Source organism: Streptomyces roseoviridis, from assembly GCF_039535235.1.
Taxonomy (GTDB): Bacteria; Actinomycetota; Actinomycetes; order Streptomycetales; family Streptomycetaceae; genus Streptomyces; species Streptomyces roseoviridis.
Window position 1 is genome coordinate 4,894,381 of sequence record NZ_BAAAWU010000001.1, and the last position, 19,604, is coordinate 4,913,984.

Consider the following 19,604-nt stretch of genomic DNA (forward strand, 5'->3'; position numbering starts at 1 on the left):
TACGGCCGCTCATGCCGGGCGGCGGCGGGGCCGATTCCATCGTTCCCATGAACGACGAACAGACGGCCCCCGCCGCCCCTCCCGCCTCCGCACCCTCCGACGCGCGCCGGCTGCGCATCCGCGCCCTGTGGACCGGCCTCGGCCTGATTCCGGCCACCTTCCTGGTCGTGGTCCTCGCGCTCGCCTCCGAGAGCGGCACGCGCTGCGTGATGCAGGGCACCTGCGGCGACGTCCCGTCCTGGCTGACCCCGCTCTCCCTCGCCGTCGCGGCCGCCGCCTGGATCACGGCCCTGTGCGCCCCGGCCGGCGCCCCGTTCGCCCCGGTCCGCAAGGCGGCCTTCTGGACCATGGCCGGCGCCGAGGCGACCTTCCTCACCCTGGTCCTCGCCCACTTCACCGGCGGCAGCCCGGCCGGCCAGGTGTACTGACCTGTGAGGTCCCGCCTGCGTCTCCGGGTGTTCGGCCACAGGACACCGGGCCCCCGGCCGCCCTGACGGGGTGTGAGACGGATCACTCCAGGGGGTGCCCGGGCTGATCCGCCGGGTGGCCCCGGCAACCGAATCGGTCCCCGCCGCGTCGTAAGCATGTACGGCAGGACCCGGGGAGGGGTGCACGTGTTCGGTGGGGTTCCGGTGGCGGTGGTCCGCAGGCTCTCCGCGTACCTGCTCGCCCTGGCCCTCGCCGTCGGCGTCCTCGTCGTGGCCGGGCCCGGTTCCGGGACCGCCGACGCCGCGTCCGTGTGTCACGGGCGCCCCACCCGCACCATCGGCTTCGCCACCGGCGAGCTGCGGCTCTACCGCACCCGGCAGTACGTGTGCGCGCTGGCCGTGACCAAGCGGCCCGGGCCGCTCCAGCAGATGTCGGTCTCGCTCCAGCCGCGCGGTGGACGGGCCGCGGTCAACGCCGGCCGCTTCACGCGCCAGGCCGGCCCGGTGACCGTGCACGCCCTCAACCGCTGCGTCCGGGCGTCCGCCTCCGTCGCCGGCCGGGGCACGTCCACCGGCTGGGTGCTGTGCTGAGACGTCCTGTGCCGCGACGGGCGACGGCGGCCGGATCCGTACGGCGATCCTGTGCGCATCCACAGGTAAGTCCCCATCAGGTCTGGCGGCCCCCACATGATCCCGCTAGGTTCGCGACACCGTTGTGAACCAAGGGGAGGGTGAATGCGCAAGTCGCTCAGATGGCTGCTGTCGCTGTCGGTGCTCATAGGCACCGTCGGCTCGACCGGTGTGGCTACCGCCGCGGAACCGGAGTCCGGCAGCACCGCCGTCGCCGACTCACCGAGCGCGGACGCGCAGACCACGGACATCAAGGACCGCATCCTGGCGATACCCGGGATGAGCCTGATCGAGGAGAAGCCGTACGCCGGCTACCGCTTCTTCGTCCTGGAGTACGAGCAGCCGGTCGACCACCGCCGCCCGTGGGCGGGCACGTTCAAGCAGCGGATCTCGGTCCTCCACAAGGACACCGACCGCCCCACCGTCTTCCGCACCAGCGGCTACGGCCTGAGCACCACCCCGAGCCGCAGCGAGCCGACCCGGATCGTCGACGGCAACCAGGTCTCCATGGAGTACCGGTTCTTCACGCCGTCCCGGCCGCAGCCCGCCGACTGGTCGAAGCTGGACATCTGGCAGGCCGCCAGCGACCAGCACCGCATCTTCACCGCGCTGAAGCGCGTCTACGGCAAGAAGTGGCTCTCCACCGGAGCCTCCAAGGGCGGCATGACGGCCACCTACTACGAGCGCTTCTACCCCCGGGACATGGACGGCGTCGTCGCCTACGTGGCGCCCAACGACGTGGTCGACAAGGAGGACTCGGCCTACGACCGGTTCTTCGAGAACGTCGGCACCAAGGAGTGCCGCGACCGCCTGAACGCCATGCAGCGCGAGGCCCTGGTCCGCCGCGAGCCGCTGCAGAAGAAGTTCGAGAACTGGGCGAAGACCGAGGGGTACACCTTCAACACCCTCGGTTCGGTCGACAAGGCGTACGAGGCCGTCGTCCTCGACTTCGTGTGGGGCTTCTGGCAGTACTACGGCGAGGACGTCTGCGACCAGGTCCCGGCCGCCGCCACCGCGAGCGACGACACCGTCTACGAGACGATCGACGCCTACGCCGGCTGGTCCGCCTACACCGACCAGGGCCTGGAGTACTACACCCCGTACTACTACCAGGCGGCCACCGAGCTCGGCTCGCCCAGCATCCGGCAGCCGCACCTGGACGGCCTGAGCCGCTACGGCTACCAGCCGGCCCGCGCCTTCGTGCCGCAGGAGATCCCGATGCGGTTCAAGCCGTGGGTCATGCGGGACGTGGACGACTGGGTCCGCAAGAACGCCGACCGGATGATGTTCGTCTACGGCGCCAACGACCCGTGGGGCGCCGAGCCCTTCCGGCTCGGCAAGGGCGCCCGGGACAGCTACGTCTACTACGCGCCGGGTGCCAACCACGGCGCCAACGTGGCCGGTCTCGTCGAGGCCGAGAAGGCCAAGGCCACCGCCCGCATCCTCGCCTGGGCCGGGGTCGACGCCCCCGCGGTGCGGGCGGCGGAGCCGCTGGCCCGCTTCGACGCGCGCCTCGACCGCCCGGTCGACGAGGAAGCGACCCGGGAGCACGGCGTGCGCCCGTAGGCCATCGGCGGGGAGCGCGACCCCGTCGGGGGCGCTCCGACGCGGCCCGTAGGTGCCGCTCCGCCTCCGCCCGTACGGCGTGAGCCGGCGTCCCGTCCTCCGACGGGGCGCCGGCTCCGCGCTTTCCGCGGCCGTGCCGCTAGGCGTACGTCAGGCCGTGGCCCACCGGGAAGAGCACCTTCGCCGGGTCCTGCGCGCTCTGTACCGGCACCGGCAGCCGCCCGCGCGGCTCGGCCTGGCCGGCCAGCACCCGTACCGCCGCGCGCAGTTCGACGTCCGTCCAGGAGTACGACGCGAGCGTGGCCCGCTGGCCCTGGATCCGGGCCACGTCGTAGGGGTTGCGGATGGCGATCGTCACGACGGGCACGCCGGTCGCCACGAGCCGGGCGACGAGGGTGCGCTGCGGGCTGGCCGCCGACACGTTGTAGGTGCCGACGACGACCAGGTCCTGGCCGGCCGCGGCCGCCACCGCCTCCTCGATCCGGGCCGCCGTCGGGGTGATCCCGGTCGACAGGGCCCGTGCGGTGAAGCCCAGTTCGGTCAGCGCGCCGGCCAGCGTGGTGGTGGGCGGGCCGGTGGTGCCGGACGGCGAGGCCGGGTCGGCGCCGACGACCAGGACCCTGGGGTGGCTGCGCCGGCTGACCGGCAGGAAGCCGCCCTCGTTGACCAGCAGGGTGGTCGTCCGCTCGGCGATCCGGTCGGCGTGCGCGAGGTGGGCGGCGGTGCCGACCGTCCGGTCGACCTCGGCGTGGCTGACGTACGGGTCCTTGAACAGGCCCAGCTTCGCCTTGAGCCGCAGGATCCGCAGGATCGATTCGTCGAGCCGCGCCTCGGTCAGCTCGCCGTCGCGCACGGCCTTCAGGACCGCGTGCCAGGCCACCGACAGGTTCGGCGGGTTGAGCAGCTGGTCCACGCCCGCCTTGAGCGCGAGGACGGGGACGCGCTCGTCCCCGTACTTCGTGCGCACGCCCTCCATGCCGAGCGAGTCGGTGACGACCACGCCGTCGTAGCCGAGCTGTTCGCGCAGGATGCCGGTGAGGATCGGGCGGGACAGCGTCGCCGGGTCCCCGCTGGGGTCGAGCGCGGGCACGACGATGTGCGCCGTCATGATCGAGTCAATGCCGGCGGCGATCGCCGCGCGGAACGGCGGGGCGTCGAGCTCGTCCCACTGCGCGCGGGTGTGGGTGATGGTCGGCAGCCCGTAGTGGCTGTCGACGGCCGTGTCGCCGTGGCCGGGGAAGTGCTTGGAGGTCGCCGCGACCCCCGCCCGCTGGTAGCCCTTGACCTGGGCGGCCACCAGGCCGGCGACGGCCTCGGGATCGGAGCCGTAGGAGCGGACGCCGATGACGGGGTTGGCCGGGTTGACGTTGACGTCGGCGACCGGCGCGTAGTTCTGCCTTATGCCGACGGCCGCCAGCTCGGCGCCCGCGATCTGCGCCGCCTTGCGGGCGTCGGCGTGCGAGCCGCCCGCGCCGAGCGCCATCGCGCCGGGCAGCAGGGTGGCCGGCGCGCCGACCCGGCAGACGATGCCGTGCTCCTGGTCGGTGGAGATGAGCAGCGGGACGGGGGTGGCCTGGGCGAGACCGGCCCGCTGGATGCCGTTGGAGAGGTCGGCGATCTGGTGCGGGTCGCGGGTGTTGTGCGCCCAGGCGAAGTAGATGATGCCGCCGACGTGGTAACGCTCGATCAGCTCGGCGGCGGTGCGGACGCCGATCTCCTTGAGGTTGGCGTCGATGTCGGCCTGGTCGGGGGCGGTGGCGGAATGGCCGTAGACCCGCATGACGAAGAGCTGGCCGACCTTCTCCTCCAGGGACATCCGGGAGAGGAGGGCGCGCAGCCGGTCGTCCCGGCCGGCGTCGGCCGCGTGGGAGGGGGTGGTCAGGGCGGTCACCCCGGTGAGGGCGGCCGCGGCCGCGGCGGCGGTCACCGTGAGCAGGGTGCGTCGGGAGGGGGCGGGGGCGGGGTCGTGCACTGGTGCTCCTTCCGTGAAGGAAACTGCCAAGGTGCCACGGATAGCCGGAAAGTAACTGCCAGGTCAAGGATCGGCGCAAGAATCGCGGACTGTGGCGGCCGGTCGGCCTCGGTGGCGGCCCGCGCGAGGGGGCTGAGCGGTGGGTGGCCCCGTCACCCGGCCGCCGCGACCTCGGGCCAGAGAGCCTGGAGCGTGCGGACGGTCTCCGTGATGGCGGGCCGCCGTGCCGCGCCCGTACGCCACAGCGCCCGCAGCCGACGCCTGGGCACCGGATCGAGCAGCAGCGGCACGACCTCCGGCGGCAGCGGCCCGCGCCCCAGCCTCGGGACGAGGGCGATCCCGAGGCCGGCCGCGACCAGGGCGACCTGCGTGTTGTTCTCCTCCGCCTGATGGGCGACCCGCGGCGCGTACCCGACCGCCCGCAGCGTGCGGATCAGCCAGTCGTGGCACACCGTCCCCGGCGGCTGGACGATCCACCGCTCCTCCACCAGCTCCTCCCGGCGCACCGCCTCCCGCTCCGCCAGCGGATGGTCCCGCGGCACGAGGATGTCGCACACGTCGTCACCGATCACCGCCTGCTCCACGCCCGGCGGCACCGGCAGCGGTGCGATGTCCCAGTCGTGCGCCACCGCCAGGTCCAGGACCCCGCGCGCCACCAGGTCCACCGACAGGTGCGGGTCCACCTCCGACAGACGGGCGTCGAGCGACGGATGGCGGCGGGCCAGGTCCGCGAGGGCCGACGGCATCAGGCCGCGCGCCGCACTCGGGAAGCAGCCGATCCGCAGCCGGCCCGCCGGCAGCCCGCGCCCCTCCTCGAGCCGCACCTCGGCCTCCTCGACCAGGGACAGCAACCGCTCGGCCGTGTCGGCGAGCTGGTGCGCCTCGTCGGTCAACCGCACGCCCCGGCCGCTGCGTTCGAGCAGGGTCGTACGGGTCTCCCGCTCCAGCTTGGCGATCTGCTGGGAGACCGCCGAGGGGGTGTAGCCGAGGGCGGCGGCCGCGGCGCCGACCGTACCGTGCACGGCGACGGCGTGCAGCGCCCGCAGACGTCCCAGATCCAGCACGTGCGCCTCCTCCATGTAGCGGTGCTTCATCCAACCATGAAGGAATCCGTGCTGGTGCTACATGGTTCGGCCGGGTGATCCTCATCGGTATGCGCCCCTCCCACGTCGCCCTCGCCGCCCTGGTCACCGCCCTCTGGGGAGTCAACTTCGTCATCATCGACCTCGGCCTCGACCACTTCCCGCCGTTGCTCTTCTCCGCGCTCCGCTTCCTCGTGGCCGCCCTGCCCGCCGTGTTCTTCGTCGGCCGCCCCAAGGTCGCCTGGAAGTGGATCGTGGGAGTCGGACTGGCCCTCGGCGTCGCCAAGTTCGGGCTGCTGTTCACCGGCATGAGCATGGGCGCGCCGGCCGGCCTCTCCTCCCTGATCCTCCAGGTCCAGGCCGTCTTCACGGCCGTGTTCGCCTTCCTCGCGCTCGGCGAGCGGCCCGGCCGCGTCAAACTGACCGGCATGGCGGTCGCCCTCGCCGGCATCGGGGTCGCGGCGGTCGACGAGGGCGCGTCGAGCTCGCTGACCGGCTTCCTGCTGGTGATCGCGGCCGCCGTCGCCTGGGGCGTGTCCAACGTCCTCACCCGCAAGGCCGCCCCGCCCGACGCGCTCAACTTCATGGTCTGGGTGAGCACCGTGCCCGTGCTGCCGCTGCTCGCGCTCTCCCTGCTCGTCGAGGGCCCCGAGCGCGACCTGGCCGCGCTGCGCGACCTCGACCCGGTGGGCGTCGGCGTGATCGTCTTCATCGCCTGGGTCGCCACCGTCTTCGGCTTCGGCGCCTGGGGCTGGCTGCTGCGCCGTCACCCGGCTTCCTCCGTCGCGCCGTTCTCGCTGCTCGTCCCGGTCTTCGGGATGTCCTCGGCGGCTCTCTTCCTGGGCGAGGAGATCTCTCCCCTGCGGTGGTGCGCGGCGGTGCTGCTCGTCGGGGGAGTGGCGCTGACCTCGCTGTCCTCCACGCCGCGCAAGGCGGCCGGGGAAGCGGAGGCTAGGGTGCTGGTTCCGACGCCGAACGGGGGAACAGCACCGTGAACCAGCCGCCGCAGCCGCAGTCGTACGGGCAGCCGCAGTCGTACGGACCGTCGCAGCCCCACGGGCAACGGCCTTACGGAGAACAGCCCTACGGCCAGGCCCCGAGCCCGTACGGCCAGCAGCCCCACGGGCAGGCCCCGGGCCCGTACGGGCAGCAGCCCCCCGCGTACGGGCAACAGCCGTGGGGAGCCGGCCCCGCCGGGCCCCAGGGCTGCGAGGTGTGCGGCGCGCAGCCCACGGCGGCGGTGACGGTCCGCTCGCACCAGGGCATGCTCGTCATCATGCGCACGGTCACCCGGCGCGCCGCCCTCTGCCGCACCTGCGGCCTCGCCGTCTACCGGAAGATGACCTCCGAGACGCTGGTGACGGGCTGGTGGGGCCTGCTGTCGTTCTTCGTCACGCCCTTCATCGTGCTCGGCAACGTCTTCGGCGCCCGTTCGGCCCTGCGCCGGCTGCCCGAGCCCTCCGGCGCGCACCGGCCGCCCCTGGACCCGGGGCGGCGCGTGCTGCTGCGCGCGCCCGCGATGCTGGTCCTCACCCCGTTCGCGCTCGTCCTGGCGGCGATCCCCGTGCTCCTGCTGATCGGGCTGCTCGCGGGCGGCGACGACGAGCCGGTGGCGCTGTCCGTCGGCGACTGCGTCCGCAACGAGGCTGAGTGGCCCGACCAGAAGCTGCTGAAGGTGGACTGCGGCTCACCGCTCGCCGAGTACCGGGTCGCGGACGCGTCCTCCTGCGGGCCGGCCGACTACCTCCTGCGCGCCGAGTACGTGATCGACGCGCCGGGCGAGCCTGGCTACTGTGTCACGCGCAAGTGACCGTACGGTGCTGAGAGGCCGCCCCGCATGACCTTCGAGCACGTCGTCGTCGACAGCGCCGAACCGGCCCCCGGAGCGGTCCTCCTCGTCGGCATCCCCGGCAGCGGAAAGAGCACCGTCGCGGCGGCCCTCGCGGCCCGCTTCCCTCGCTCGGCGCACATCGAGGTCGACCACCTCCAGGAGCTGATCGTCCGAGGCGGTCACTGGCCGACCCCCGACGGCGACCCGGAGGCCGACCGGCAGATCCTGCTCCGGGCCCGCCACGCCTGCCTCCTCGCGGACAGCTTCGTGGCGGCCGGCTTCCTTCCGGTCATCGACGACGTGGTCGTCCGCCGGTCCCACCTCGACTTCTACCGTGCGCAGTTCACGTCGGGCACCCTGCGCGTGGTGGTCCTGGCCCCCGGCCCCGACACGGCCTGGGAGCGCAACAACGCCCGCCACAAGAAGCTGACCACGAACTGGGCCTTCCTCGACGAGGCCATGCGGGCCGAACTCCCCGATCAGGGCGTCTGGATCGACAACGCGGACCAGACGGTCGAGGAGACGGTGGACGCCGTCCTGGACGCGACGGGCCTGACGGGGCGGTCGAACGCCTGATCACCCGCGGGAGCGGGGAGACCCGTCCGGCGCGGCCACGCTCTCGCGCCCTTCGAGGGACGGGATCAGATCCTCGCCGCGCTCCCGGCGGCCATCGGCTCCTCGCCGCGCTCCCGGTGTCCCCGGCGGCCGTCGGCTCCCCGCCGCGCTCCCGGTGCCCCTGGCGGCCGTCGGCTCGACCTCCGTGCGTCGTCGACTCCCACCGGCAGCGGTGAGACCCCCTACTCCGGCGGCCGTCCCGTCGACCCCCGCACCACCACCTCCGCCGGAATCGTCGCGAGCCCCCCCCGGAGGCGCCGCCTCCGCTCCCAGCGCGAGCCTGCCCGCCCGTGCGCCCGCCTCGTGCAGCGGCAGCCGTACGGTGGTCAGGGCCGGGACCGCGTCGACCGAGAACGGCAGGTCGTCGAAGCCCGCCACCGAGACGTCGCCCGGGATGCTCAGGCCCCGGTCGCGCAGGGCCGCGCACACGCCGAGCGCGACCGTGTCGTTGGCCGCGACCACGGCCGTCAGTGCGGGGTCCAGGCGCAGGAGTTCCACCGTCGCGTCGTATCCGGAGGCGCGGTCGTACGGCCCGTGCAGCGTGGGCCCCTCGGCCGCCCCGGCCACCCGCAGCGCCTCCCGGTGGCCTTCGAGGCGGTGCCGGGTGGTGGTGCGGTCCGCCGGCCCGGCCACGTAACCGATGCGCCGGTGCCCGAGCGACAGCAGGTGCTCGGTGAGCCGGCGCGCCCCGGCCCGGTTGTCGAAGGCGAGGGTCGCCGCGCCCACGTGCTCCGCGTCCGCCCCCAGCGGCGGCCGCCCGCACAGCACCACCCGGGTGCCGGCCTCGGCGAGCCGGGCCAGCTTGGCCGTCACCGCCGCCAGGTGCGCGTCGTCCTCCAGGGATCCGCCGGTGAGGATCACGGCGGCGGCCCGCTGCCGCTGGAGCAGGGTCAGATAGGTGAGTTCGCGTTCGGGCGAGCCGCCCGTGTTGCAGACCACCGCCAGTTTCTCGCCCCCGGCGCGCCCCGCCCCGCTCTCCCCGATGGCGCCCTGCGCGGCCCCGGCCATGATCCCGAAGAAGGGGTCGGCGATGTCGTTGACGAGGATCCCGACCAGGTCGGAGGTCGCGGCGGCGAGGGAGCTCGCGGGGCCGTTGGGCACGTAGTCGAGTTCGTCGACCGCCCGCAGGACGCGCTCCCGGGTGGCGGCGGCGACCGGGTAGTTGCCGTTGAGGACGCGGGAGACGGTGGCGGGGGAGACCCGAGCGCGGGCGGCCACGTCCGCCAGGGTGACGGTCATCGCGTGCGTACCTCCAGGGCCCTTGTCCGCGGTGTTGTCGGCAGGCTAGCGTCCTCTGCGGTAGAAAGCGCTTTCCATGGGGTGCTTTCCCTCGTGTGCTCGCACCCGAGACACGGCCGCCGGGGAGAGGAAGAAGCTTCGTGACACGCAGAACGGTCCGCATCGCCATGAACGGCGTCACCGGACGCATGGGCTACCGCCAGCACCTCGTCCGCTCGGTCCTCGCCCTGCGCGAACAGGGCGGACTCGATCTCGGGAACGGCGAGACCCTCTGGCCCGAGCCGATCCTCGTCGGCCGCCGCGAGCCCGCCCTGCGCGCCCTCGCCGAACGCCACGGACTGACCGAGTGGTCCACCGACCTCGACGCCGTCCTCGCCGACGACACCGTCGACCTCTACTTCGACGCCCAGGTGACCTCCGCCCGCGTCGAGGCCCTCACCAAGGCCATCACGGCGGGCAAGCACGTCTACACCGAGAAGCCCACCGCCGCCGACCTCGACGGCGCCCTCGCCCTCGCCCGCCTCGCCCGCGACGCCGGCGTCCGCCACGGCGTCGTCCAGGACAAGCTCTTCCTCCCCGGCCTGCTCAAGCTGAAGCGGCTGATCGACGGCGGCTTCTTCGGCGAGATCCTCTCCGTGCGCGGCGAGTTCGGCTACTGGGTCTTCGAGGGCGACTGGCAGGAGGCCCAGCGGCCCAGCTGGAACTACCGCGCCGAGGACGGTGGCGGCATCGTCGTCGACATGTTCCCGCACTGGGAGTACGTGCTCCACGAGCTCTTCGGCCGGGTCACCTCCGTCACCGCGCACGTCGCCACCCACGTCCCGCGCCGCTGGGACGAGCAGGGCAAGCCGTACGAGGCGACCGCCGACGACGCCGCGTACGGCATCTTCCAGCTGGAGGGCGGCGCCGTCGCCCAGATCAACTCCTCCTGGGCGGTCCGCGTCCACCGCGACGAGCTCGTCGAGTTCCAGGTCGACGGCACCCACGGGTCCGCCGTCGCCGGCCTGCGCGGCTGCCGCGTCCAGCACCGCTCGGCCACCCCCAAGCCGGTCTGGAACCCGGACGTTCCCGTCACCGAGTCCTTCCGCGACCAGTGGCAGGAGGTCCCCGACAACGCCGCCTTCGACAACGGCTTCAAGGCCCAGTGGGAACTCTTCCTGCGCCACGTCTCCCTCGGCGAGCCCTACCACTGGGACCTGCTCGCCGGCGCCCGCGGAGTGCAGCTGGCCGAACTGGGCCTGCGCTCGGCCGCCGAGGGCCGCCGCCTCGAGGTCCCCGAGGTCACGCTGTGATCCGGCTCCCCCGGGCGGGCGGCGGCGTGCAGGAGTACGCGCCGCGCACCGAACCCCTGGCCCTCGCGCCCGGCGGCCCGTTCACCTCCCGGACCGTCTTCTCCGCCGCGCACGTCGTCGCCGACCCGTACGCCGACACCACCCCCGACTCCCCGGCCGCCGTCGACTGGGACGCCACCCTCGCCTTCCGCCGCCACCTGTGGGCCCACGGCCTCGGCGTCGCCGAGGCGATGGACACCGCCCAGCGCGGCATGGGCCTCGACTGGACCGGGGCCGCCGAGCTGATCCGCCGCTCCGCCGCCGAGGCGAAGGCGGTCGGCGGATCGATCGCGTGCGGCGTCGGCACCGACCAGCTCACCGCCGGGTCCCTGGCCGAGATCCGCGCGGCCTACGAGGAACAGCTCGCCGTCGTCGAGGAGTCGGGCGCCCAGGCGATCCTGATGGCCTCCCGCGCGCTGGCCGCCGAGGCGAAGGACCCCGAGGACTACGCGGAGGTGTACGGCCATCTGCTGCGGCAGGCGAGCGAACCGGTGATCCTGCACTGGCTCGGCCCGATGTTCGACCCGGCCCTGGAGGGCTACTGGGGCTCGGCCGACCTCGACGCCGCCACCGACGTCTTCCTGGAGGTCATCGCCGCCCACCCCGACAAGGTCGACGGCATCAAGGTCTCCCTCCTCGACGCGGGCCGCGAGGTCGCCCTGCGCCGCCGCCTCCCCGACGGCGTCCGCTGCTACACGGGCGACGACTTCCACTACCCCGAGCTGATCGCGGGCGAGGAGCCCTCGGCCGGCGGGCGCTTCAGCCACGCCCTGCTCGGCGTCTTCGACCCGCTGGGCCCGCTGGCCGCCGAGGCGGTCCGGGTGCTCGACACCGGCGACCGGGACGGCTTCCGGAAGCTGCTCGACCCGACGGTCCCGCTCGCCCGGCACCTCTTCCAGGCGCCGACCCGCTTCTACAAGACGGGCGTGGTGTTCCTCGCCTGGCTGGCCGGCCACCAGGACCACTTCACGATGGTCGGCGGCCTCCAGTCCGCCCGCTCGCTGCCGCACCTCGCCCGCGCGTACGAGCTCGCCGACGGCCTCGGCCTGTTCCCCGACCCCGCGCTCGCCGAGTCGCGGATGCGGTCCCTCCTCACGGTGTACGGAGTCCCCCGGTGAACCCCGACCGCTTCAGCATCAACCAGATGACCGTGAAACAGCTCCCGCTGCCCGAGCTGGTCGCCCACTGCGTCCGCCTCGGCGTCCCGGGCGTCGGCCTGTGGCGCGAACCGGTGCGGGAGTACGGCGTCGAGGCCGCCGCCGCGCTCGTCCGGGACGCGGAGCTGACCGTCACCACCCTGTGCCGGGGCGGCTTCTTCACGCGCGAGGGCTGGGAGGAGGACAACCGGGCGGCCGTCGACGAGGCGGCGGCCCTCGGCACCGACACCCTCGTCCTCGTCTCCGGCGGCCTGCCGCCGGGCAGCCGCGACCTGCCCGCCGCCCGCGCCCTGATCGCCGACGCGATCGGCGTCCTCGCCCCGTACGCGGGGGAGCGGGGCGTACGCCTCGCCATCGAGCCGCTCCACCCCATGTACGCCTCGGACCGCTGCGCGGTCTCCACCCTGGACCAGGCCCTGGAGATCGCCGAACGCTTCCCGGCCGAGCAGGTGGGCGTGGTCGTCGACACCTACCACCTGTGGTGGGACGAGCGCGCCCCCGCCGCGGTCGCCCGCGCGGGTGCCGCCGGCCGCATCCACTCCTTCCAGCTCGCCGACTGGACCACCCCGCTCCCCGCCGGAGTCCTCAACGGCCGCGGCCAGCTGGGCACCGGCGCGATCGACCTCACGTCCTGGGCCGCGCTCGTCGAGAAGGCCGGCTACACCGGACCGGTGGAGGTCGAGCTCTTCAACGACACCCTGTGGGTCAGGGACGGCGCGGAGGTGCTGGAGGAGACCCGCGAGGCGTTCCTCGCGGTCTGACCACCCCGGCCGCGCGGCGCCTGAGCGCCCGTACGGCCGGGGCCACGGGGCGGGAAACGCGCACCCGCCCCCCGGCACGGAGGGGTGCGGCCAAGCCGACCGGCGACGACTGGCCCTCCCTGCCCCGGGCGCGCGGCCTCAGGACAGCCAGTCCAGGGGGTCCTCCGACGGGGCGTTGTCCGGGGTCAGGGTCGTGAAGGACACCGGCAGGCCGAGTGCGGCCAGGCGGGTGGCCGCCTCGGGCGACAGGGTCAGCGGGCCGCCGCGGTCCACGGTGCCCGACACGGCGACCTGCACCAGGCGGCCGGCGGCGGTCAGCGCGCCGATGCCGGTGAGGTGCTCCCCGACGAGGCCGGCCAGGGCCGTGACCTGCCCCTCCAGCTCGGACGACAGCGCCTCGTCGACGGTGAGGGCCCACCAGCCCGGCCCGTGGTGGACCGACAGGCCGGTCGTGCGCTCCGCCGCCGGGCGGGCGAAGCCGAGGACGGACTCGACGGCCGAGGCGTCCAGATCGGCGCCCGTGACGGCGAGGGAGGTGGTGATCGAGGTCCACATGGCGCTCACCGTTCGCTCGTGCTGGGGGTCAGGGTCAGGGGCAGGCCGAGGCGCGCCACCCGGCGCATCTCCTCGGCGGTCAGGGCGAGCTGGGAGTCGTTGTCCACGTACCCCCTGACCACGAGCGCGACCGAGACCCCTTCGGCCACGAGGGCGCGCCACTGCTCCGCGTACGGCTCGGCCGCCGTCAGCACCGTGTCGAGCTGCGCCGCGAAGTCCCGGGTGGTGCGCTCGTCGCACTGCAGCCGCCATTCGCCGTCGACGTCGTCCGGCGGGCCCCAGCGGCTCGGCCCCGGCGGCCGGGTCGCGGTCGGCCGGAGGGCGAGCCTCGCCGTCAGCGCGTCCGGGTCGAGGGCGGGCCCCCTGACCACCAGGGCCACCGAGGTCAGCGTCCACGTCGCTCCGTGCTGCCGCCGGTCCGTGCTCACCGTGCCGTTCCTTCCCGTCCCCGTACCGCTGCTGCCACCGCCGCCACTGCCACCGTCGCCGCTCATTCCAGCTCCCGGCAGGCCGCCCAGTGGACGTTGCCCATGTTCTCCTTGAGCAGTTCGCTCAGGTTCGTACGCTTCGCGACCGTGGTCGAATTCTCGTACACGGTGAATCCTCCGCCGCCCTTGGGCTCCGGCGGCGCGAGCGTGTAGTCGGGGATGCGGTCGCCGGGACCGAAGGTCTCCACGGCCCCGCCCGGGTAGGAGCCGCCCTCGACGGCGACTCCGTTGAGACCGGGGAGCCGTTCGGCGTGCGGGATGTAGAAGGAGATGGTCGTGCCCTCGGGGACGACCGTCTCGCCCGCGTAGCGCTCCATGTAGCCGTGCCCGGCGAACACCGTCTCGCCGTCCGCGCGACCGCCCTTGAGGACCTGGCTCGCGTAGTAACGCCCGTCGTCGTCGGACCACTTGCGGTCCTTGATGGGCTCCGGCTTGCTGTCGATGACGGCCCGCTTCACGTCCGCGTGCGACGGGATCTCGCCGCCGGAGCCGCGGCTCGTCAGACCGTCGAGGCCGTCGCCGAGCCCCCTCCGTCCGGAGCCGGGGACGTCGACACCGCCCTTGAGCCCCGCCCGCAGGCCGCCCCGGACCAGGCCCGTCCCCTTGGTGCCGATCAGTTCGGGGACCAGACGCCCGAAGAACTCGGACGGGTCGCCCTTGGCCGCCTCCCAGGCGTTCTTCAGCGCGCGGTCGGGGTTGGCGACGGTGGACGCGAGACCGGCGAGCGTCATGTTGACGCCCTTGTAGTACTCGGCGGGGTGGGTGACGTTGTACGGGTCGAGCGGGTTCACCGAGCGCACGAAGTTGACCAGGCCCGCCGTGCCCTTGATGATGCCGCCGCCGAAATGGGCCAGTTCGATGCCCTGGGCGAGGCCGTGGTCCATCAGCTCGTACTTGAGCTTGTCCCGGCCGGTCGGCTCCTTGGGCGCGTGCGCCATCGCCGCCCTGACCGCCGTCTTCGCGGCCTCGGCGGCCTCGTTGCGCGCCTTGCGGGCGTCGTCGAGCACCTCCTGCGCCCGCCGGCGCTTCTCCGTGCTCGGGTCGCTGAACTCGCCCGGGTGCGGCAGGGGATGGTCGCTCGTGCGGGCGTCGTTGTACGCCTTGGCCTTCTTCTCGTACGCGTCGGCCGCCCGCTCGTAGTCCTCCTTCGCCTCCTTGTAGAGGGCGATCGCCTCCCGGGCCTTGCCCTGGGCGCTGGTGACGGTCTTCCCGTAGGTCTCCAGGGCCTGGGCGGCGTCCCCGAACGCGTCGGCGGCGCGCAGCCAGTCCAGCGGCAGGGTCTCGAACCGCTTGCGGAACGCGTCGGCGGCGGCCCCGTGCCAGTGGCTCGCGTCGAGCTGCTTCATGCCGGAACCCACGAGGTCGAACGCCTGCTTGAAGTCCCGCAGGTTCTTGACCGCCGAGGTGATCCGTTCCGGCTTGCCGTGGATCAGCTCGTCGGCCTCCTCGGTCTGCCCGAGCTGCTTCTCGCCGACCTCCGCGCCCAGCGAGGACGCGGTCTCGTCGCCCCAGTCCTCGACGGCCTCGGCCACGCCGTCGTAGCCGTAGTGCCGCAGCCCCTCGCCGGCCTTGTCGGTGACGTAGTCGACGCCCTCGCCGACGACCTCCTTGCCCTTGTCGATGCCCTTGTCGACCAGGTCCACGCCCTTGTCGACGAGGTCGCCGAGTGCCCCGAGTCCCCCGATGCCCATCAGCGCCTCTCTCCCCAGCGCGGCTCCTCCGCCTGGTCGACGGTGGCCTGGTCGGGGTCGAGGTCCCGCTTCAGCTGCTCGTCCATCCGGTCACGGACGGCCGGGTCGACCAGGCCGGACCGCTCCATCGAGTCGAGCTGGGCGTCCATGACGTCGTAGCCGGTGTTCTTCCACGTCTGCTTGACCTCTGCGTGGGCCTGCTCGAACGACTGGCCGCTCCAGTCCGCGTTGTCCCACATGTGCTGGTCGCGGATGGTCTCCCAGCTCATCTGCTTGACCTCGTCCTCGGACAGGTGAGGGTTGCCGTTGAGCGCGTTCACACCGATCTTGAACGTGTCCTTCACGTACTGCTCCTGCTCGGCGAAGGCCCCCACCGACAGGCCGACTCCCTGGGCGAAGCCGTTCCCGCGCAGGGTGAGCGCGCGCACGCCCCACTCCCACCGGTTGCAGAAGGTCTCGAACTCGGAGGTGAGCCCACCGTGGCCCAGCTCCAGGCCGGTCAGGGCGAGATCGGAGAAGCCGCGGCCGGCCGATGCCTCGCCGATCATGCCGAGGTCCTTCAGCTCGGAGTGCGCCAGGTCGATGCCGCGGGCGATCTCCACCAGCGCCCAGGTCGGTGCCTCCAGCAGCGGATCGCTTCCGCTCATCGCGTCCCCCCGTAGGTCATGGGCTCCTCATGTCCGCCGATGGCCGCGCCGGCGCCGCCGTAGCCCGCGTGCCCCTCGGTGTCCACCGCCACCGCGTCCGGCACGATGCCCCGGACGGGCGGGAAGAGCATGCCGTCCGGACTGCCCGCGTCGAGCGCCACCCCGGCCGGGCCGGGCAGCATCGGCACCATCTGGTCGAGCAGCCGGGAGCCGAGCACGGTCCGGTAGTCCCAGGCGCGTGCGGCGTCCTGCTGCGCGTACGCGAAGCGGGCGAGGGCCGCCTCGTCGGAGAAGGCGCAGATCCACCGCACGCCGTTCTGCTCGGCGGTCCACAGGCTGCCGTACGGGTCGAGGGGGACGAGGACGGCGGTGCTGCGGAACAGGGCGAGCAGCTCGGCGAACCGCTCGTGGTCGAGTTCCGGTGCGCCGGTCGGGTCCTGCGGAACGGTCGCGCCCCCGGTCCCGCCGCCCGTCGGGTCCTGCGGAACGGTCGCGCCCCCGGTCCCGCCGCCGGTCGCGCCGCCGGTCCCGTTCCGGTGGCCGGTCCCGGTCCCGTTCCGGTGGCCGGTCTCGCCCGCGCCGACGCTCGCGGTGGCGCCCGCGGCGGCGCCGGTGTGTGCGTCCGCGTCGGGCCGGGCGTCGGGCGCGGAGCGCGGCGCGGGCCGGAACACGGTGCCGGCCTCGGCCAGTTCGGCCAGCCTGGAGACCTGGCGCGGCCTTGGTATCTCTTCCCCGTTATCCATCACCGCTGCATGCTGCCACGGTGATCTTCCCAGGTGCAACGAAGAAGACGTGCCGCAGACGCGTGGCGTGAGCGCGGCCTGGCGGGGCCTTTGTCCGGCGGCCGGTTCAGCGTCGGCCGCCGCCGAGGACGCCCCCGGGGCCGCCGCCCTTCCTGCCCGGGGCGCGCTTGGTGAGCACGGCCAGGACGACCGGGACCAGGAGCTCGATCGACCGGGGACGGCCGGGACCGGCGGGCCGGTGCTTCGCGACCGCGTCGGCCGCGGGCCTGGCCGGCTTGGCGAGGACACCCGCCGTCAGGCCGTCGCCGACCAGCCCTCCGCCGGCCAGGCCGCCGGGCGTGACGACGGGGAGACCGCCCCGGCGGCCGGGGCGCCGTCCCCCGACCGGGTGCAGTGCCCCGGGCCGGAGTCCGCCGGGCGTCGTCCACAGGTGGTTGTCCACAGGTGGTTGTCCACAGGGACCGCGCGGTGTCCGAGCCCTTCGCTACCGTCGGATCATGTCCAATCTCGCGGTGCTCGAAGGTGTCCTGGAGCGGATCACCTATGCCAACGAGGAGAACGGGTACACCGTCGCCCGTGTCGACACCGGCCGGGGTTCCGGTGACCTCCTCACGGTCGTCGGGTCGCTGCTGGGCGCCCAGCCGGGGGAGTCGCTGCGGATGGAGGGCCGCTGGGGCTCCCACCCGCAGTACGGGCGGCAGTTCACCGTGGAGAACTACACGACGGTCCTGCCCGCCACCGTCCAGGGCATCCGCCGCTATCTCGGCTCCGGCCTCATCAAGGGCATCGGCCCGCGCATAGCCGAGCGGATCGTCGACCACTTCGGGACGGACACCCTCGACGTCATCGAGACCCGGCCGGAGCGGCTCATCGAGGTGCCCGGGCTCGGCCCCAAGCGGACGAAGCTGATCGGCGCGGCCTGGGAGGAGCAGAAGGCGATCAAGGAGGTGATGGTCTTCCTCCAGGGCGTCGGCGTCTCCACCTCCATCGCCGTGCGGATCTACAAGAAGTACGGGGACTCCTCGATCTCCGTCGTGCGGAACCAGCCCTACCGGCTCGCCGCCGACGTCTGGGGCATCGGCTTCCTCACCGCCGACCGGATCGCCCAGGCCGTCGGCATCCCGCACGACAGCCCCGACCGGGTGCGGGCCGGCCTGCAGTACGCGCTGTCGCAGTCCACCGACCAAGGCCACTGCTTCCTGCCCGAGGAGCGGCTGATCGCCGACGCGGTCAAGCTGCTCCAGGTCGACACGGGCCTCGTCATCGACTGCCTCGGGGAGCTCGCCGAGGACCCCGAGGGGGTCGTGCGGGAGAAGGTGCCGGGCCCGGAGGGGCTGCCGGTCACGGCCGTGTACCTGGTCCCCTTCCACCGGGCCGAGCTGTCCCTCGCCGGGCAGGTCCGGCGCCTGCTCGGCGCCGCGGAGGACCGGATGCCGGCCTTCCAGGACGTGGCCTGGGACAAGGCGCTGGCCTGGCTCGCCGACCGGACGGGGGCCTCCCTCGCGCCGGAGCAGGAGGAGGCCGTGCGCCTCGCCCTGACCCGTAAGGTCGCCGTGCTCACCGGCGGCCCCGGCTGCGGCAAGTCGTTCACGGTCCGGTCGATCGTGGAGCTGGCCCGGGCGAAGCGGGCCAAGGTGGTGCTCGCGGCGCCGACCGGCCGGGCCGCCAAGCGGCTGGCCGAGCTGACCGGGGCCGAGGCGTCCACCGTCCACCGGCTCCTGGAGCTGAAGCCGGGCGGCGACGCCGCCTACGACCGGGACCGGCCGCTCGACGCCGACCTGGTCGTGGTCGACGAGGCGTCCATGCTGGACCTGCTCCTCGCGAACAAGCTGGTCAAGGCGGTGGCGCCGGGTGCCCATCTGCTCCTGGTCGGGGACGTGGACCAGCTGCCCTCGGTGGGCGCCGGCGAGGTGCTCGGCGACCTGCTCGCCCCGGGCGGCCCGGTCCCGGCGGTCCGGCTGACCCGGATCTTCCGGCAGGCCCAGCAGTCCGGAGTGGTCACCAACGCGCACCGGATCAACGCCGGCGAGCCGCCCCTGACGACCGGCCTTCCCGACTTCTTCCTCTTCGCCGAGGAGGAGACCGAGGACGCCGCCCGGGTGGCCGTGGAGGTCGCGGCCCGCCGGATCCCCGCCAGATTCGGGCTCGACCCGCGCCGGGACGTCCAGGTCCTCGCCCCCATGCACCGGGGCCCCGCCGGTGCGGGCGCGCTCAACGGGCTGCTCCAGCAGGCGATCACCCCGGCCCGCCCCGACCTGCCGGAGAAGCGCTTCGGCGGCCGGGTCTTCCGCGTCGGCGACAAGGTCACCCAGATCCGCAACAACTACGAGAAGGGAGCCAACGGCGTCTTCAACGGCACCGTGGGCGTCGTCACCTCCCTCGACCCGGTCGAGCAGCGGCTCGTCGTGCGCACCGACGAGGACGAGGAGGTGCCGTACGACTTCGACGAGCTGGACGAGCTGGCCCACGCCTACGCCGTGACCATCCACCGTTCGCAGGGCAGCGAGTATCCGGCCGTGGTGATCCCGGTCACCACGAGTGCCTGGATGATGCTCCAGCGGAACCTGCTCTACACGGCCGTCACCCGGGCCCGGAAGCTCGTCGTCCTGGTGGGCTCCCGCCGGGCGATCGCACAGGCGGTGCGTACGGTCTCGGCCGGGCGCCGCTTTACCGCACTCGCGCACCGGCTCACAGGGGGCACCCTCGTGTGAAAGATCACGGAGGACTTCCGGAACCGGGGCGAAGGGGGCAGGATGAGCAGGTTGGCGGCACTGAGTGCCGCCGATTGGCCCAATGGTCGACCCCGAGTGCACTCTCCTGAGCCAAATGGGGGATGGTAGAGACAGTCAGGGCACCTCGAAGAAGAGG

General features: G+C 73.5%; 17 protein-coding genes and 2 pseudogenes. 10 read left to right on the top strand and 9 right to left on the bottom strand.

Annotation, left to right across the window (positions count from 1 at the left end; translation table 11 throughout):
• The first annotated feature begins 47 nt into the window (after positions 1-47).
• The 3 genes from ABD954_RS22215 (at position 48) to ABD954_RS22225 (ending at position 2,624) form a co-directional block, all read left to right on the top strand.
• On the top strand, positions 48-428 hold the full coding sequence (locus tag ABD954_RS22215; RefSeq protein ID WP_345488151.1) for a hypothetical protein: 381 nt from the start codon (positions 48-50) through the stop codon (positions 426-428).
• A 186-nt stretch (positions 429-614) separates the two neighbouring features.
• A complete protein-coding gene (locus ABD954_RS22220; protein ID WP_345488152.1) occupies positions 615-1,019 on the top strand; it encodes a hypothetical protein in 405 nt (134 codons plus the stop codon).
• A 144-nt stretch (positions 1,020-1,163) separates the two neighbouring features.
• Positions 1,164-2,624: an aminopeptidase gene (locus ABD954_RS22225; protein WP_345488153.1), complete on the top strand. Its 1,461-nt coding sequence runs from the start codon at positions 1,164-1,166 to the stop codon at positions 2,622-2,624.
• Positions 2,625-2,763: 139 nt separating this feature from the next.
• On the opposite strand, the gene ABD954_RS22230 is transcribed toward ABD954_RS22225, so the two are convergent.
• A complete protein-coding gene (locus ABD954_RS22230) occupies positions 2,764-4,596 on the bottom strand; it encodes a glycoside hydrolase family 3 protein (protein WP_345488154.1) in 1,833 nt (610 codons plus the stop codon).
• Positions 4,597-4,748: 152 nt separating this feature from the next.
• A complete protein-coding gene (locus ABD954_RS22235) occupies positions 4,749-5,660 on the bottom strand; it encodes a LysR family transcriptional regulator (protein WP_345492385.1) in 912 nt (303 codons plus the stop codon).
• 89 nt (positions 5,661-5,749) lie between these two features.
• On the opposite strand from ABD954_RS22235, the gene ABD954_RS22240 reads away from it, so the two are divergent.
• The 3 genes from ABD954_RS22240 to ABD954_RS22250 are packed head-to-tail and all read left to right on the top strand — an operon-like array spanning position 5,750 to position 8,085.
• A complete protein-coding gene (locus tag ABD954_RS22240; RefSeq protein WP_345488155.1) occupies positions 5,750-6,673 on the top strand; it encodes an EamA family transporter in 924 nt (307 codons plus the stop codon).
• On the top strand, positions 6,670-7,488 hold the full coding sequence (locus ABD954_RS22245; RefSeq protein WP_345488156.1) for an LppU/SCO3897 family protein: 819 nt from the start codon (positions 6,670-6,672) through the stop codon (positions 7,486-7,488). The genes ABD954_RS22240 and ABD954_RS22245 overlap by 4 nt, the downstream gene beginning before the upstream one ends.
• Positions 7,489-7,515: 27 nt before the next feature.
• Positions 7,516-8,085, top strand: coding sequence for an AAA family ATPase (locus tag ABD954_RS22250; RefSeq protein WP_345488157.1), 570 nt, complete (start codon positions 7,516-7,518; stop codon positions 8,083-8,085).
• Between the two features lie 221 nt (positions 8,086-8,306).
• Here the strand turns inward: ABD954_RS22250 and ABD954_RS22255 are convergent.
• Positions 8,307-9,363 (bottom strand): annotated as a pseudogene (locus tag ABD954_RS22255) (LacI family DNA-binding transcriptional regulator).
• 140 nt (positions 9,364-9,503) lie between these two features.
• Between ABD954_RS22255 and ABD954_RS22260 the strand changes: the two are divergent.
• Genes ABD954_RS22260 through ABD954_RS22270 form a run of 3 tightly spaced genes read left to right on the top strand, consistent with a single transcriptional unit; the run spans position 9,504 to position 12,612 of the window.
• Positions 9,504-10,655, top strand: coding sequence for a Gfo/Idh/MocA family protein (locus ABD954_RS22260; RefSeq protein ID WP_345488158.1), 1,152 nt, complete (start codon positions 9,504-9,506; stop codon positions 10,653-10,655).
• A complete protein-coding gene (locus tag ABD954_RS22265) occupies positions 10,652-11,812 on the top strand; it encodes a dihydrodipicolinate synthase family protein (RefSeq protein ID WP_345488159.1) in 1,161 nt (386 codons plus the stop codon). The genes ABD954_RS22260 and ABD954_RS22265 overlap by 4 nt, the downstream gene beginning before the upstream one ends.
• Entirely contained in the window at positions 11,809-12,612 is an 804-nt protein-coding gene (locus tag ABD954_RS22270) for a sugar phosphate isomerase/epimerase family protein (protein ID WP_345488160.1), read from the top strand. The genes ABD954_RS22265 and ABD954_RS22270 overlap by 4 nt, the downstream gene beginning before the upstream one ends.
• A gap of 138 nt (positions 12,613-12,750) precedes the next feature.
• On the opposite strand, the gene ABD954_RS22275 is transcribed toward ABD954_RS22270, so the two are convergent.
• The 6 genes and pseudogenes from ABD954_RS22275 to ABD954_RS22300 all read right to left on the bottom strand — a co-directional run bounded on the left by ABD954_RS22275 (position 12,751) and on the right by ABD954_RS22300 (position 17,178).
• Positions 12,751-13,167, bottom strand: a complete 417-nt coding sequence (locus tag ABD954_RS22275) for a hypothetical protein (RefSeq protein ID WP_345488161.1) — start codon at positions 13,165-13,167, stop codon at positions 12,751-12,753.
• Positions 13,168-13,172: 5 nt separating this feature from the next.
• Positions 13,173-13,595: a DUF4279 domain-containing protein gene (locus tag ABD954_RS22280; RefSeq protein WP_345488162.1), complete on the bottom strand. Its 423-nt coding sequence runs from the start codon at positions 13,593-13,595 to the stop codon at positions 13,173-13,175.
• A gap of 62 nt (positions 13,596-13,657) precedes the next feature.
• The gene (locus tag ABD954_RS22285; RefSeq protein WP_345488163.1) at positions 13,658-15,346 is read right to left on the bottom strand and encodes a WXG100 family type VII secretion target; all 1,689 of its coding nucleotides are present in this window, start codon (positions 15,344-15,346) and stop codon (positions 13,658-13,660) included.
• Complete coding sequence (locus tag ABD954_RS22290) at positions 15,346-15,993, bottom strand: hypothetical protein (protein ID WP_345488164.1); 648 nt, start codon at positions 15,991-15,993, stop codon at positions 15,346-15,348. Before ABD954_RS22290 ends, ABD954_RS22285 begins: the two co-directional genes overlap by 1 nt.
• Positions 15,990-16,394: pseudogene (locus ABD954_RS22295) on the bottom strand (SseB family protein); the annotation flags it as partial. The gene ABD954_RS22290 and the pseudogene ABD954_RS22295, both read right to left, overlap by 4 nt.
• A 448-nt stretch (positions 16,395-16,842) precedes the next feature.
• Positions 16,843-17,178 (bottom strand): hypothetical protein, encoded by a 336-nt coding sequence (locus tag ABD954_RS22300; RefSeq protein WP_345488165.1) that lies wholly within the window; start codon positions 17,176-17,178, stop codon positions 16,843-16,845.
• A 55-nt stretch (positions 17,179-17,233) separates the two neighbouring features.
• On the opposite strand from ABD954_RS22300, the gene recD2 reads away from it, so the two are divergent.
• The gene (recD2, locus tag ABD954_RS22305; RefSeq protein ID WP_345488166.1) at positions 17,234-19,447 is read left to right on the top strand and encodes an SF1B family DNA helicase RecD2; all 2,214 of its coding nucleotides are present in this window, start codon (positions 17,234-17,236) and stop codon (positions 19,445-19,447) included.
• Positions 19,448-19,604 lie beyond the last annotated feature (157 nt).